The organism is Pseudomonas sp. TH41, from assembly GCF_016650695.1.
Classification (GTDB): Bacteria; Pseudomonadota; Gammaproteobacteria; order Pseudomonadales; family Pseudomonadaceae; genus Aquipseudomonas.
Map to the genome: position 1 here is coordinate 615,172 of NZ_JAEKFH010000005.1, position 13,276 is coordinate 628,447.

The 13,276-nt window shown below is 57.9% G+C and carries 14 protein-coding genes; 12 read left to right on the forward strand and 2 right to left on the reverse strand.

What is annotated here, in order from left to right; genetic code table 11:
- Nucleotides 1-190 precede the first annotated feature (190 nt).
- Complete coding sequence (locus JFU37_RS21280) at nucleotides 191-1,756, forward strand: methyl-accepting chemotaxis protein (protein ID WP_201118300.1); 1,566 nt, start codon at nucleotides 191-193, stop codon at nucleotides 1,754-1,756.
- 201 nt (nucleotides 1,757-1,957) lie between these two features.
- Here the strand turns inward: JFU37_RS21280 and JFU37_RS21285 are convergent, their stop codons facing one another.
- Entirely contained in the window at nucleotides 1,958-2,635 is a 678-nt protein-coding gene (locus JFU37_RS21285; RefSeq protein WP_242485790.1) for an alpha/beta family hydrolase, read from the reverse strand.
- Between the two features lie 98 nt (nucleotides 2,636-2,733).
- On the opposite strand from JFU37_RS21285, the gene ccoN (JFU37_RS21290) reads away from it, so the two are divergent.
- The 8 genes from ccoN (JFU37_RS21290) (at nucleotide 2,734) to ccoP (JFU37_RS21325) (ending at nucleotide 9,636) form a co-directional block, all read left to right on the forward strand.
- Nucleotides 2,734-4,158 (forward strand): cytochrome-c oxidase, cbb3-type subunit I, encoded by a 1,425-nt coding sequence (gene ccoN / locus JFU37_RS21290; RefSeq protein ID WP_201118301.1) that lies wholly within the window; start codon nucleotides 2,734-2,736, stop codon nucleotides 4,156-4,158.
- A gap of 10 nt (nucleotides 4,159-4,168) precedes the next feature.
- Nucleotides 4,169-4,777, forward strand: coding sequence for a cytochrome-c oxidase, cbb3-type subunit II (gene ccoO, locus JFU37_RS21295; RefSeq protein WP_201118313.1), 609 nt, complete (start codon nucleotides 4,169-4,171; stop codon nucleotides 4,775-4,777).
- Between the two features lie 3 nt (nucleotides 4,778-4,780).
- Nucleotides 4,781-4,981, forward strand: a complete 201-nt coding sequence (locus JFU37_RS21300; protein ID WP_201118315.1) for a cbb3-type cytochrome oxidase subunit 3 — start codon at nucleotides 4,781-4,783, stop codon at nucleotides 4,979-4,981.
- Entirely contained in the window at nucleotides 4,978-5,931 is a 954-nt protein-coding gene (gene ccoP, locus JFU37_RS21305; protein WP_201118326.1) for a cytochrome-c oxidase, cbb3-type subunit III, read from the forward strand. The genes JFU37_RS21300 and ccoP (JFU37_RS21305) overlap by 4 nt, the downstream gene beginning before the upstream one ends.
- 483 nt (nucleotides 5,932-6,414) lie before the next feature.
- Nucleotides 6,415-7,857, forward strand: coding sequence for a cytochrome-c oxidase, cbb3-type subunit I (gene ccoN / locus JFU37_RS21310; protein ID WP_201118328.1), 1,443 nt, complete (start codon nucleotides 6,415-6,417; stop codon nucleotides 7,855-7,857).
- Nucleotides 7,857-8,465: a cytochrome-c oxidase, cbb3-type subunit II gene (gene ccoO, locus JFU37_RS21315; protein WP_201118330.1), complete on the forward strand. Its 609-nt coding sequence runs from the start codon at nucleotides 7,857-7,859 to the stop codon at nucleotides 8,463-8,465. Before ccoN (JFU37_RS21310) ends, ccoO (JFU37_RS21315) begins: the two co-directional genes overlap by 1 nt.
- Before the next feature lie 5 nt (nucleotides 8,466-8,470).
- Entirely contained in the window at nucleotides 8,471-8,656 is a 186-nt protein-coding gene (locus JFU37_RS21320) for a CcoQ/FixQ family Cbb3-type cytochrome c oxidase assembly chaperone (RefSeq protein ID WP_003175465.1), read from the forward strand.
- A complete protein-coding gene (ccoP, locus tag JFU37_RS21325) occupies nucleotides 8,653-9,636 on the forward strand; it encodes a cytochrome-c oxidase, cbb3-type subunit III (RefSeq protein ID WP_201118332.1) in 984 nt (327 codons plus the stop codon). The genes JFU37_RS21320 and ccoP (JFU37_RS21325) overlap by 4 nt, the downstream gene beginning before the upstream one ends.
- 56 nt (nucleotides 9,637-9,692) lie before the next feature.
- On the opposite strand, the gene JFU37_RS21330 is transcribed toward ccoP (JFU37_RS21325), so the two are convergent.
- Nucleotides 9,693-10,697, reverse strand: coding sequence for a metallophosphoesterase family protein (locus JFU37_RS21330; RefSeq protein WP_201118334.1), 1,005 nt, complete (start codon nucleotides 10,695-10,697; stop codon nucleotides 9,693-9,695).
- A gap of 284 nt (nucleotides 10,698-10,981) precedes the next feature.
- On the opposite strand from JFU37_RS21330, the gene JFU37_RS21335 reads away from it, so the two are divergent.
- The 3 genes from JFU37_RS21335 (at nucleotide 10,982) to ccoG (ending at nucleotide 13,269) form a co-directional block, all read left to right on the forward strand.
- Nucleotides 10,982-11,236, forward strand: coding sequence for a type II toxin-antitoxin system Phd/YefM family antitoxin (locus tag JFU37_RS21335; RefSeq protein ID WP_201119494.1), 255 nt, complete (start codon nucleotides 10,982-10,984; stop codon nucleotides 11,234-11,236).
- Nucleotides 11,236-11,646: a type II toxin-antitoxin system VapC family toxin gene (locus tag JFU37_RS21340; RefSeq protein ID WP_201118336.1), complete on the forward strand. Its 411-nt coding sequence runs from the start codon at nucleotides 11,236-11,238 to the stop codon at nucleotides 11,644-11,646. The genes JFU37_RS21335 and JFU37_RS21340 overlap by 1 nt, the downstream gene beginning before the upstream one ends.
- Before the next feature lie 207 nt (nucleotides 11,647-11,853).
- On the forward strand, nucleotides 11,854-13,269 hold the full coding sequence (gene ccoG, locus JFU37_RS21345; protein ID WP_201118338.1) for a cytochrome c oxidase accessory protein CcoG: 1,416 nt from the start codon (nucleotides 11,854-11,856) through the stop codon (nucleotides 13,267-13,269).
- Nucleotides 13,270-13,276 lie beyond the last annotated feature (7 nt).

Sequence of the window (13,276 nt, forward strand, 5' to 3'; positions counted from 1 at the left end):
TACAAAAAATAACGGCGAATCATACGCGCCCAGGCCCCTGAGGGAAACCTGAATAGCTCGCCCGTTGGGAGGGGCGGCCCTATCAGCGCCATGCAGAAAATTTGCGACACACGTCCGATTAATAAAAAAGAATTCAATAAATTCGCGGCGCAGCCGACAACTTCTGAAAGCCTCACGGATTGAAAATGCCATGCGTAACAACCAGCCTATTACACAACGCGAACGGACTTTCCCGGCTCAGCAACGGTTGATTTCCACCACCGACGCCAAGGGCGTGATCACCTACTGCAACGATGCTTTCGTCGAGATCAGCGGGTTTTCTCGTGAGGAGCTGATCCGCGCGCCGCATAACCTGGTTCGTCATCCTGACGTTCCATCCGCGGTGTTCGCGCACATGTGGGACACGCTGAAACAAGGCTTGCCATGGATGGGCATCGTCAAGAATCGCTGCAAAAGCGGTGATCACTATTGGGTGAACGCCTATGTGACGCCGGTGTTCGATGGCAAACAGGTCATTGGTTATGAGTCGGTGCGGATCAAACCCACCGCCGAACAGATCCAGCGTGCCGAAGCGCTCTACCAACGGATCAACCAGGGTAAGTCAGCGGTTCCTTCCACCGATAAATGGCTGCCGGTGCTTCAGGACTGGCTGCCGTTCATTCTGGTCAGCCAGTTGAGCTTCATGATCGGCGCAACCCTCAACTCCCACTGGGGGTTCGCCCTTGCCGCCGGTCTTTCGGTGCCGCTGGGCTTGCTGGGCCTGAGCTGGCAGCAGCGTGGCCTCAAGCGTTTGCTGCGTCTGGCCGAGCAGACCACGTCCGACCCGTTGATCGCGCAGATGTACACCGACAGCCGCGGTGCTCAGGCACGTCTGGAACTGTCGATCCTCAGCCAGGAAGCACGCCTGAGAACCTGCCTGACCCGTCTGCAGGACACCGCCGAGCACCTGACCGAGCAAGCGAGACAGTCCGACACCCTGGCGCACAACAGCTCCACCGGACTGGAACGCCAGCGCGTCGAAACCGAGCAAGTGGCCACTGCCGTCAATCAGATGGCCGCCACCACGCAGGAAGTCGCCAGCCATGTGCAGCGCACCGCCGACGCAACTCAGGAAGCCAATCGCCTGACCGGTCGCGGCCGCGACATCGCGGGTGAAACCCGTGAAGCGATCCAGCGCCTGTCGGTGGTGGTCGGTGAAACCGGTCTGACCGTGACGCAACTGGCCAAGGACAGCGACGAAATCGGCGGTGTGGTCGATGTGATCAAAGGCATCGCCGACCAGACCAACCTGCTGGCGTTGAACGCGGCTATCGAAGCTGCGCGTGCCGGCGAGATGGGTCGTGGTTTTGCGGTGGTCGCCGATGAAGTCCGTCAACTGGCGCAACGCACCAGTGAATCCACCGGGCAGATTCACACCCTGATCGCCAAGCTCCAGCAAACCGCCAACACGGCGGTGCAAACCATGGAAGCCGGGCATCGTCAGGCTGAAGAAGGGGTGGCGCGAGTACTGGAAGCGGATCAGGCGCTGGTGGGGATCAGTGAAGCGGTGGCCAACATTACCGACATGACCACCCAGATCGCTGCAGCGACCGAAGAGCAAAGCGCCGTGGCCGAAGAGATTAGCCGTAACATCAGCAACATCTCGCAACTGGCGGACCAGACCTCGGAACAGGCTCAACATTCGGCGCTGTTGAGTGAGGAACTGACCAAAACCGCGAATACCCAGTATTCGTTGGTGGAGCGGTTTAACCGCTAGCTCAAAAAAACCTGTAGGAGCGAGCTTGGTCCGGGCGGCGTTCCGACGATGGTCGTTAACGAAAGCGCGTTTTACCAAGGTAAACGCGGCGTTCTTAAGTCCATCGCGAGCAAGCTCGCTCCCGCAGGGTTTTGTGCATCACCACATTCCACTGTGGGAGCGAGCTTGCTCGCGATGAGGCCTTGCGCAGCACCGCAGAAATCACCGAAGGAATAACGCCACCTTGCCCGCCGCAGCCGCCAGATGCTGCTCATGGGTAAACCCGGACGCCTTCAACGGTTTCAAATCGTGATCCCCCGCCGCCAGCCAAAACACCTCGATGCTCGGCGATAACGCATACCCCTCGACTGCCTCACGATTACCCAGCGCATCCCGCTCTCCCTGCACGATCAATGTCGGCGTCTTAAGCGCAGCCAAATGCTCCACCCGCGGTTTCTCCGGTTTGCCCACCGCATAAAACGGATACCCCAGGCACACCAGCGCATCAGCGCCCAATTCATCCGCGAGCAAACTGGCCATCCGCCCGCCCATGGACTTGCCGCCGATGGCCAGACGCCCAGTGACATGGCGTCGCACCACGGCGTACACCTCACGCCAGCACTCCAACAATTTCGGGGCCGGATTCGGTGGACGTTTACCACCATCGACACGTCGTTGCGCCATGTAGGGAAACTCGAAGCGCAGTACGTTGACGCCTTGATCGGCAAGGCGTGCAGACATGTCGTTCATCCAGCCGCTGTCCATGGGCGCACCCGCGCCATGAGCGAGGATCAACGTCGCCGATGCCGGCGCGACAGCGGCATTCCACAGCCATCCATGATCCCGCAGGCACTGCGCCCATTGATCCCCGTCAATACTGGCCTTGTGCTCTTTGTCCATGCTTGCCTCGCTTTTAGTCTGCCTATAACTCCAGGCGAAGGGAGCGTCATTGCCTTGCGCAAACGCCTTCACTTCGGCTGAACCGTGGATGGGGAACCATGAACACTTCTATCAGTACCGCCTACAACTACAAGGTGGTCCGCCAATTCGCCATTATGACGGTGGTGTGGGGCATCGTCGGCATGGGGCTCGGGGTTTTTCTCGCAGCCCAGTTGGTCTGGCCCGAACTCAACTTCAATTTGCCGTGGACCAGTTTCGGGCGTCTGCGCCCATTGCACACCAACGCGGTGATTTTCGCTTTCGGCGGCTGCGCCCTGTTCGCCAGTTCTTTTTATTCGGTGCAACGCACCTGCCAGACCCAACTGTTTGCACCGAAAATCGCCCAGTTCTGCTTCTGGGGCTGGCAGCTTGTGATTGTCCTGGCAGCCATCAGCCTGCCGCTGGGCTACACCAGCTCCAAGGAATACGCCGAGCTTGAATGGCCGATCGACATCCTGATCACCATCGTCTGGGTCGCCTACGCCATCGTGTTCTTCGGCACACTGGCCAAGCGCAAGACCAAGCACATCTACGTCGGCAACTGGTTCTTCGGTGCGTTCATCATCACCGTGGCGATTCTGCATATCGTCAACAACCTGGAAATCCCGGTCAGCCTGACCAAGTCCTACTCGCTGTACGGTGGCGCGACTGACGCCATGGTTCAGTGGTGGTACGGCCACAACGCGGTGGGCTTCTTCCTGACCGCTGGCTTCCTCGGGATGATGTACTACTTCGTGCCGAAACAGGCCGAGCGCCCGGTGTATTCCTATCGCCTGTCGATCGTGCACTTCTGGGCCCTGATCACCTTGTACATCTGGGCCGGTCCGCACCACTTGCACTACACCGCACTGCCGGACTGGGCCCAGTCGCTGGGCATGGTGATGTCGCTGATCCTGTTGGCGCCCAGTTGGGGCGGGATGATCAACGGGATGATGACGCTCTCGGGCGCCTGGCATAAGTTGCGCAGCGACCCGATCCTGCGCTTCCTCGTTGTATCGCTGGCGTTCTACGGCATGTCGACCTTCGAAGGGCCGATGATGGCGATTAAAACCGTCAACGCCCTCTCCCACTACACCGACTGGACCATCGGCCATGTACACGCCGGCGCCCTCGGCTGGGTGGCGATGATCTCCATCGGCGCGCTGTACCACATGATCCCGAAAATCTTCGGCCGTGCGCAGATGCACAGCATCGGCCTGATCAACGCGCACTTCTGGCTCGCCACCATCGGCACCGTGCTCTACATCGCTTCGATGTGGGTCAACGGCATCGCCCAAGGCCTCATGTGGCGCGCTGTCAACGAAGACGGCACGCTGACCTACTCCTTCGTCGAAACCCTGGTGGCCAGCCATCCAGGCTACGTCGTGCGACTGGTGGGCGGTGCGATCTTCTTCAGCGGCATGTTGCTGATGGCCTACAACACCTGGCGTACCGTGCGGGCCTCGCAGCCTGCCGAAGTCACCGCTGCCGCGCAGATGGCCTGAGGAGTCCGCCATGAAACACGAAACAATCGAGAAAAACGTCGGCCTGTTGCTGTTGCTGATGGTGTTGGCCGTGAGCATTGGTGGTCTGACCCAGATCGTCCCGCTGTTCTTCCAGGACGTGACCAACAAACCGGTGGAAGGCATGAAGCCCTACACCGCGCTGCAGCTGGAAGGTCGCGACATTTACATCCGCGAAGGCTGCGTCGGCTGTCATTCGCAGATGATCCGGCCTTTTCGCGCCGAGACCGAACGTTACGGGCACTACTCGGTGGCCGGTGAAAGCGTTTGGGATCACCCGTTCCTGTGGGGCTCGAAGCGTACCGGACCGGACCTGGCCCGGGTCGGCGGTCGCTACTCGGAAGACTGGCACCGCGCGCACTTGTACAACCCGCGCAACGTCGTGCCGGAATCGAAGATGCCCGGCTACCCCTGGCTGGTGGCCAATCAACTCGACAGCAGCCACACCGAAACCAAGATTCGCGCCATGCGTACCCTCGGCGTGCCGTACACCGACGACGACATCGCCGGAGCAACGGACTCGCTCAAGGGCAAGACCGAAATGGACGCACTGGTCGCCTACCTGCAAGTGCTCGGCACTGCCATCAAGAGCAAGAGGTGAGCCATGTTCTTTGAAATGAGCAGTGGAATGATCCGCGGCCTTGGCACGGTCGTGGTGTTCGTGGCCTTCGTCGGCCTCGCGTTGTGGGTGTTTAGCGGCAAGCGCAGTTCGGAATTCGCCGAAGCACGCCTGCTGCCGTTCGCCGATGAGCCACAACCCGACCGCATCCAAGCACCTGCAACCACACGGAGTACCCGGCCATGACCACCTTCTGGAGTACGTGGATCTGCGTACTGACCCTTGGCAGCCTGATCGGCCTGACCTGGCTGCTCATCGGCACCCGCAAGGGCGAAACCAAGGGCAGCGTCGACCAGACCATGGGCCACAGCTTCGACGGCATCGAGGAGTACGACAATCCGCTGCCACAGTGGTGGTTCGTGCTGTTCGCCGGTACGTTGGTGTTTGCCGTGGGTTATCTGATTCTTTATCCGGGACTGGGCAACTGGAAAGGCATCCTGCCGGGCTATGAGGACGGCTGGACCGGCGTCCATGAATGGGAAAAGGAGATGGACAAGGCGGACGCGAAGTTCGGGCCGATCTTCGCTAAATTCGCCGCGATGCCGCTGGAAGAAGTGGCCGGGGATCCGCAGGCGCTGAAAATGGGCGGTCGCCTGTTTGCCTCCAACTGCTCGGTCTGCCACGGCTCGGATGCCAAAGGTGCTTTCGGCTTCCCGAACCTGGTGGACAGTGATTGGCGCTGGGGCGGTGATGCCGAGATGATCAAGACCACCATCATGGGCGGTCGCATGGCGGCGATGCCGGCCTGGGGTGAAATCCTCGGTGACGCTGGCGTGAAGAATGTCGCGGCCTATGTGCGTCATGACCTGGCCGGCCTGCCATTACCGGCGGACAGCAGCGCCGACCTGATCGCTGGACAGCAAGTGTTCAGCACCACTTGCGTAGCCTGTCATGGGGCAAACGGCCACGGCACTGAAGCCATGGGTGCGCCGAATCTGACGCACCCGGCCGGTTTTATTTACGGTACAAGCCTGGCGCAACTGCAACAAACCATCCGTCATGGCCGCCAGGGCCATATGCCGGCGCAGAACGAACTGCTCGGCAACGACAAGGTGCAACTGCTGGCCGCCTACGTTTACAGCCTGTCTCACGGGTTGAATACCGAACGGTTGCAGGCTAAAGACATAAGCGAATAAGTCTTGACCGCTCTGCTGCCGCATTCTGCGGAATGCGGCAGTTCCCTGCCCCTTTGCGACTCATTGTCGCACCCTCCGTTGGTCCTCCTTTCGGTTCACCAGATTCGGGTCTAAGCTTCTCCCGATGCGGACTGGCAGTGGGCCGGTTCCAGGTCGACCTGACCCGATGTGTTCGACGAATCTGTTCGATGACAGACCGCAAAGGCTGGTAGATACCGGCTGTCGTGCCAATTGCCGTCCGTCACCCGATCGTTGCGTTTCAACACACCCCGTTACATCTGATCTGAACCCACCCCCTTTTTCGTCCGCGGCGACATTTTGCCCGTGGGCAATTTTGTCCTTACGCGGCGCATGGAAAGGCCGCAGAATCAGCTTTTGAAAGCATTGATACAGGTCATGGCGCGTTGCAATGACCCCCTGCTTTCTCCATACTTGCGGCCGATTTTTACTCCTAATAAAACACCCAAACCGTGGAACCTTAGAATGAGCACAGCAATCAGTCCGACTGCTTATAACTATAAGGTAGTCCGCCAGTTCGCCATCATGACGGTGGTCTGGGGGATCCTTGGCATGGGGCTTGGTGTCTTCATCGCCTCACAGCTTGTATGGCCGGAATTGAACTTCGGTCTGCCGTGGACGACTTTTGGACGCTTACGCCCGTTGCACACCAACCTGGTGATTTTCGCCTTCGGTGGTTGTGCTCTGTTTGCCACTTCTTATTACGTCGTGCAGCGAACCTGCCAAACGCGACTGATTTCCGACAGCATGGCCGCCTTCCACTTCTGGGGATGGCAGGCTGTAATTGTCGGCGCAATCGTTACCTTGCCGCTGGGTTACACCACCACCAAGGAATACGCGGAACTGGAATGGCCTCTGGCTATTCTGCTGGCTATCGTCTGGGTCACCTACGGTGCGGTGTTCTTCGGAACCATCGTCAAGCGCAAGACCAAGCACATCTATGTCGGTAACTGGTTCTACGGTGCCTTCATCGTCGTGACGGCCATGCTGCACATCGTCAACCACATGTCGCTGCCGGTCAGCCTGTTCAAGTCCTACTCGGCTTACGCCGGTGCGACTGACGCAATGATCCAGTGGTGGTACGGCCACAACGCAGTCGGTTTCTTCCTGACCACCGGCTTCCTGGGGATGATGTACTACTTCGTTCCGAAGCAGGCCGAGCGTCCGATCTACTCCTATCGTCTGTCGATCGTGCACTTCTGGGCACTGATCACGCTGTACATCTGGGCAGGTCCGCACCACTTGCACTACACCGCCCTGCCGGACTGGGCTCAGTCCCTGGGCATGGCGATGTCGATCATCCTGCTGGCGCCAAGCTGGGGCGGCATGATCAACGGCATGATGACCCTGTCGGGCGCCTGGCATAAGCTGCGCACCGACCCGATCCTGCGCTTTTTGGTCGTCTCCCTGGCGTTCTACGGCATGTCGACCTTCGAAGGCCCGATGATGGCCATCAAGACCGTCAACTCGCTGTCTCACTACACTGACTGGACCATCGGCCACGTTCACGCCGGTGCTTTGGGCTGGGTTGCGATGATCTCGATCGGCGCCATCTACCACATGATCCCGAAAATCTTCGGTCGCCCGGCCATGCACAGCACCGGCCTGATCAACGCTCACTTCTGGCTCGCGACCATCGGTACCGTGCTCTACATCGCTTCGATGTGGGTCAACGGCATCACCCAAGGTCTGATGTGGCGTGCAATCAACGATGACGGCACCCTCACCTACTCCTTCGTCGAAGCGCTGCAAGCCAGCCACCCCGGTTTCATTGTTCGTGCCCTGGGCGGTGCGTTCTTTGCCAGCGGCATGCTGTTCATGGCGTACAACGTGTTCCGTACCGTACGCGCCTCGAACCCGGCTGAAGCTGAAGCCGCCGCTCAGATTGCTGTAGTTGGAGCTCACTGATGAAGCATGAAACAGTCGAGAAGAATATTGGCCTGCTGGCCTTCTTCATGGTCATCGCCGTCAGCATCGGCGGCCTGACCCAGATCGTTCCGCTGTTTTTCCAGGACGTCACCAACAAGCCGGTCGAAGGCATGAAGCCTCGCCCTGCCCTTGAACTGGAAGGCCGTGACGTCTTTATCGCTAACGGTTGTGTCGGCTGCCACTCGCAGATGATCCGCCCGTTCCGTGCTGAAACCGAACGTTATGGCCACTATTCGGTTGCCGGTGAAAGCGTCTGGGACCACCCGTTCCTGTGGGGCTCCAAGCGTACCGGTCCGGACCTGGCCCGTGTCGGCGGTCGTTACTCCGATGACTGGCATCGTGCGCATTTGTACAACCCGCGCAACGTTGTGCCTGAGTCGAAAATGCCGGCCTATCCGTTCCTCGTGGAAAACAAGCTCGACGGCAAAGACACCGCCAAGAAAATGGAAGTCTTGCGCACGCTCGGCGTCCCTTACACCGACGAAGACATCGCCGGCGCCAAGGATGCTGTGAAGGGCAAAACCGAAATGGACGCGCTGGTGGCCTATCTGCAAGGCCTGGGCACCATCATCAAAAGCAAACGGTGATTTAGATGGATATCGGGATGATTCGTGGCCTGGGCACCGTTGTTGTGATGGTGGCCTTCATCGGACTGGCGCTGTGGGTGTTCAGCCCCAAGCGCAAGTCGGAGTTTGAAGACGCGACCTTGCTGCCTTTCGCGGATGATCCCGAAGCCATCAAGCACGTCGAGCAAGCTTCTAGGAGTAACAAAGAATGACTACGTTCTGGAGTCTGTACGTCACAGTCCTCAGTCTCGGCACCATCTTCGCCCTGACCTGGCTGCTGCTGTCTACCCGCAAGGGCCAGCGCAGCGAAGCCACCGAGGAAACGGTTGGCCACTCCTTCGACGGGATCGAGGAGTACGACAACCCACTGCCGAAATGGTGGTTCATGCTGTTCGTGGGCACCATCATCTTCGCGCTGGGCTATCTGGTCCTGTACCCGGGCCTGGGCAACTGGAAAGGCCTGCTGCCGGGTTACAACTACCTTGATAACGACAAGCAGACCGCGTTCGCCAACGGCCAGACCGGCTGGACCGGCGTTCACGAGTGGGAAAAGGAAATGGCCAAGTCGGACGCCAAGTTCGGCCCGATCTTCGCCAAGTTCGCTTCCATGCCGATCGAAGACGTCGCCAAGGACCCGCAAGCCCTGAAGATGGGTGGCCGCCTGTTCGCCTCCAACTGCTCGGTCTGCCACGGCTCCGACGCCAAAGGCGCGTATGGTTTCCCTAACCTGACCGACGCCGACTGGCGCTGGGGCGGCGAACCGGCAACCATCAAGACCACCATCATGGGCGGTCGCCACGCGGTGATGCCTGCGTGGGCTGAAGTGATCGGCGAGCAAGGCGTTGCGGACGTTGCCTCGTTCGTGCTGACCAACCTCGATGGCCGTAAGCTGCCGGAAGGCACCAAGGCTGACCCGGTTGCCGGCCAGAAACTGTTCGCTGCCAACTGCGTGGCGTGCCACGGGCCGGAAGGCAAAGGTACCCCAGCCATGGGCGCACCTAACCTGACTCACCCGGCAGCGTTCATCTACGGTTCGAGCTTCGCTCAATTGCAGCAGACCATCCGTTACGGCCGCCAGGGCCAGATGCCTGCGCAAGAACAGCTGCAAGGCAACGACAAGGTTCACCTGCTGGCCGCTTACGTCTACAGCCTGTCTCACGGTGACAAGGCTCCGGTGGCGGACGCCCAGTAAGTCAAACGCTTGAGGCAACACAAAAAGGCCCCGCCAGTGATCTGGCGGGGCCTTTTTCATGGGCGACTGGCCCAAATCGATTTTACCGGCACTGTCGCTACCAGCTCGCGCTTTTGCCACTGGTTGTTTTCGACCAGATTGACCTGCAGCTGTTTGCGATCGTTGGAAAAACTGGCAATCAAGTAGGTCTCCTGGGAGGCACTGCCGCTGAGGAAAGCGGGCACGCCGCCCATGTACAACATAGAACCGCCACTTTCATGAAGATGACCGGCGAATATGGCCGTCACCTGATATTTCGAGACCATATCCCGAAAACGACTTTCCTGATTCGAGTCGCCCTGCCAATCAAAGGGTTTATGCATGTTGATGATGATCGCGTACCCCTGAGTCCGGGCGACCGACAAGTCCTTCTCAAGCCAATCCAGCGCATGGGTAATGTTAAAAGTCGTAGGGTTCAGGGGGTGGGAAATATGGGCCTCATAAGTAGGCTCATTGTTAAGCTGAACCAGATGAACCTCTCCTATATTTTTGGAATAGGCGAGACTGCCCGAATACAACTTATTCAGAAAACCGCCAGTGACCTTTAAATCGAACTCATCAACTTTACCGGCATGATGCTCTTGATATTCGACAATACTGCCCGCCGCACAACTATTACTAAAACAGTCATCAACGCTGTTCTGATAGTCGTGATTACCCAAACCGTACAAGTAGTCCTTATTGAAGTGTTTATTAAGCGTCGAATTGATGTACGAGCGCTGCCAGCCATGACCGAACGCGGTAATGTCTCCGTTAATCATCAGCGGCACTTGTGCCTGACCGCCCATTTTGTTTCTGAAATCCGCAATACTCGCGAACTGGGCCTCTACCAGCCATTTGGCGCGCCTTTCAAAATTTGCGTCTGACTCTTGTTCACCACTGTCTGTCTTTTCCGTCCACGGGTACTGCGGATCAGAAGCGAAGACCATATGCTGTGGCGTACCTTCATTTGAATGCGCTAGAGATGCCAGTGACAGGCCCCACATACACGCAAGTAGCCTTAAACCTTTTACAACGCTCATAGAATTCCATTTCCGTTCATATTAGATAGATATACAACCATTTGATAACTGCATACCAGAACAACTTATGCCTGAAGATGAAAAATCACAAACATAAAACAACAACCATTTAAGTTAATATATTTCTGACTCATTTATAATAACTAACAAACACTATTCCCCTCTGGACCCTATTTCCATTCATGACGCGACGAACGGCCGGCCCTTTCCTGCCTTTGAGGTTGTTGACTCACAAGCAAAGTAGTAACGTTTCTACACAAGCCATTTCAGGAGGATCACCCATGATGGCCATCACTACTATTTCCAGCCGCGAATTCAATCAGGACACAAGCAGTGCCAAAAAAGCCACGCGTCAGGGGCCGGTTATCATCACCGACCGTGGCAAACCCGCTCACGTACTGCTAAGCATTGAGGAATACCAAAAACTGACTGGCACCAACACCAGCATTGTCGACCTGTTGGTGATGCCGGAAGCGGCAGACATCGAGTTCGAAACCGAGCGTGCCGTGATCACTCATCGACCCGTGGACCTGTCCTGATGTTCCTACTCGACACCAACGTCATTTCTGAACTGCGCAAACCCCAGGCGGACGCCAACGTTGTCGCCTGGGCCCAAGGTGTCATCGCGCCACGAATGTTTATATCGGCCATTACCCTGAAGGAACTGGAAACAGGTGTCCTGCGCATAGAGCGTCGCGACCCCGCGCAGGGGAAGGTCTTGCGTACCTGGCTGAAGCGCCACGTCATGCCGGCTTTCGATGGCAGAATTCTTCCGATCGATGCCGCCGTGGCGCTGCGCTGTGCCGGTTTGCATGTTCCGGACCGAGTCAACGAAGCCGACTCCCTGATTGCAGCGACCGCGCTGGTTCATGGCCTTACGGTGGTTACGCGCAACATTAGCGATTTTCAATCCAGCGGCGTCGCCCTTATCAATCCATGGGCCGATTGAGCGCCGACACTCGCAAAACCGTCCATAATTTCACCAGTCAATTGATTCAAGTCATTACACCGTCAGCTGATTTCCACCAACGTGACCAAAGGTCGCACCCTTGAGCCAGAGCGACAGGCGTATCATTGCGCCACTGCACTACCTCTTTTTGACCGCGGTCGGCATGTACTGACCGAGGCATTTTTCCACTGCCGTGGGATGCATCAGATGAGCAACCAGATTCCGGTACACGACGTTACCCCGCCTGCCAAAAACGCGAACAACAGCGTCGATCTCTACGCCTCTCGAGAAAAGATTTACACCCGCGCCTTCACCGGCCTGTTCCGCAACCTGCGGATGATGGGCGGCGCGTTTTTGTTTCTGTTGTATTTCGGTACGGTCTGGCTAAATTGGGGTGGTCATCAAGCGGTCTGGTGGAACCTGCCAGAGCGTAAATTTTTCATTTTTGGCGCGACCTTCTGGCCTCAGGATTTCATCCTGCTCTCGGGGATTTTGATCGTCAGCGCCTTCGGCCTGTTCTTCATCACCGTTTATGCCGGTCGCGTCTGGTGCGGTTATACGTGCCCGCAGAGCGTCTGGACGTGGATTTTCATGTGGTGCGAGAAGGTCACCGAAGGTGACCGCAACCAGCGCATCAAGCTCGACAAGGCGCCGATGAGCGCCAACAAATTAGTGCGAAAACTCAGCAAACACACGATGTGGCTGTTGATCGGCCTCGTCACCGGCTTGACCTTTGTCGGTTACTTCTCGCCGATCCGCGAGCTGACCATCGACTTCTTCACCGGTGAAGCCGATGGCTGGTCGTATTTCTGGGTTGGCTTCTTCACCCTCGCCACCTACGGCAACGCCGGTTGGTTGCGCGAACAAGTGTGCATTTACATGTGTCCGTATGCGCGCTTCCAGAGCGTGATGTTCGACAAGGACACCCTGATCGTCTCCTACGACCCGCGTCGTGGTGAAAGCCGTGGCCCGCGCAAGAAAGGTATCGACTACAAGGCCCTGGGCCTGGGCGATTGCATCGATTGCACCATGTGCGTCCAGGTCTGCCCGACCGGTATCGACATCCGCGACGGCTTGCAAATCGAGTGCATCGGTTGCGCCGCGTGTATCGATGCCTGCGACAGCATCATGGACAAGATGGATTACCCGCGCGGCCTGATCAGCTACACCACCGAACACAACCTGTCCGGGCAGAAAACCCATAAACTGCGTCCGCGCCTGATCGGTTATGCCGTGGTGCTGCTGGCGATGATGGCGTTGCTGGCAACCGCATTCTTCATGCGCGCGCTGGTCGGTTTCGACGTCAGCAAAGACCGCGTGCTGTACCGTGAGAACGCCGAAGGCCGGATCGAAAACGTCTACAGCCTGAAGATCATGAACAAAGACCAGCGCGATCACACCTATGTGCTGGAAGCCGCCGGCCTGCCGGACCTCAAGCTGCAAGGCAAGCGCGAAATCAAAGTCGCTGCCGGGGAAATTTTCAGCCAGCCGGTTGAGTTGTCCATCGCTCCGGAAAAATTGCCATCGAGCACCAACGAGGTGAAATTCATCCTCAAGGATGCCGATGACGCGAGTGTCCACGTTGAAGCCAAAAGCCGATTCATCGGCCCACAAGTTCGTTGAGAGAAGT

What these genes read in the sequence shown, in the direction of transcription:
- ccoN (WP_201118328.1), top strand. Translation starts at nt 6,415, where the DNA reads ATGAGCACAGCAATCAGTCCGACTGCTTATAACTATAAGGTAGTCCGC.
- JFU37_RS21300 (WP_201118315.1), top strand. Translation starts at nt 4,781, where the DNA reads ATGTTCTTTGAAATGAGCAGTGGAATGATCCGCGGCCTTGGCACGGTC.
- ccoG (WP_201118338.1), top strand. Translation starts at nt 11,854, where the DNA reads ATGAGCAACCAGATTCCGGTACACGACGTTACCCCGCCTGCCAAAAAC.
- JFU37_RS21280 (WP_201118300.1), top strand. Translation starts at nt 191, where the DNA reads ATGCGTAACAACCAGCCTATTACACAACGCGAACGGACTTTCCCGGCT.
- JFU37_RS21335 (WP_201119494.1), top strand. Translation starts at nt 10,982, where the DNA reads ATGGCCATCACTACTATTTCCAGCCGCGAATTCAATCAGGACACAAGC.
- JFU37_RS21330 (WP_201118334.1), bottom strand. Translation starts at nt 10,697, where the DNA reads ATGAGCGTTGTAAAAGGTTTAAGGCTACTTGCGTGTATGTGGGGCCTG.
- ccoO (WP_201118313.1), top strand. Translation starts at nt 4,169, where the DNA reads ATGAAACACGAAACAATCGAGAAAAACGTCGGCCTGTTGCTGTTGCTG.
- ccoP (WP_201118332.1), top strand. Translation starts at nt 8,653, where the DNA reads ATGACTACGTTCTGGAGTCTGTACGTCACAGTCCTCAGTCTCGGCACC.
- ccoO (WP_201118330.1), top strand. Translation starts at nt 7,857, where the DNA reads ATGAAGCATGAAACAGTCGAGAAGAATATTGGCCTGCTGGCCTTCTTC.
- ccoN (WP_201118301.1), top strand. Translation starts at nt 2,734, where the DNA reads ATGAACACTTCTATCAGTACCGCCTACAACTACAAGGTGGTCCGCCAA.
- ccoP (WP_201118326.1), top strand. Translation starts at nt 4,978, where the DNA reads ATGACCACCTTCTGGAGTACGTGGATCTGCGTACTGACCCTTGGCAGC.
- JFU37_RS21340 (WP_201118336.1), top strand. Translation starts at nt 11,236, where the DNA reads ATGTTCCTACTCGACACCAACGTCATTTCTGAACTGCGCAAACCCCAG.
- JFU37_RS21320 (WP_003175465.1), top strand. Translation starts at nt 8,471, where the DNA reads ATGGATATCGGGATGATTCGTGGCCTGGGCACCGTTGTTGTGATGGTG.
- JFU37_RS21285 (WP_242485790.1), bottom strand. Translation starts at nt 2,635, where the DNA reads ATGGACAAAGAGCACAAGGCCAGTATTGACGGGGATCAATGGGCGCAG.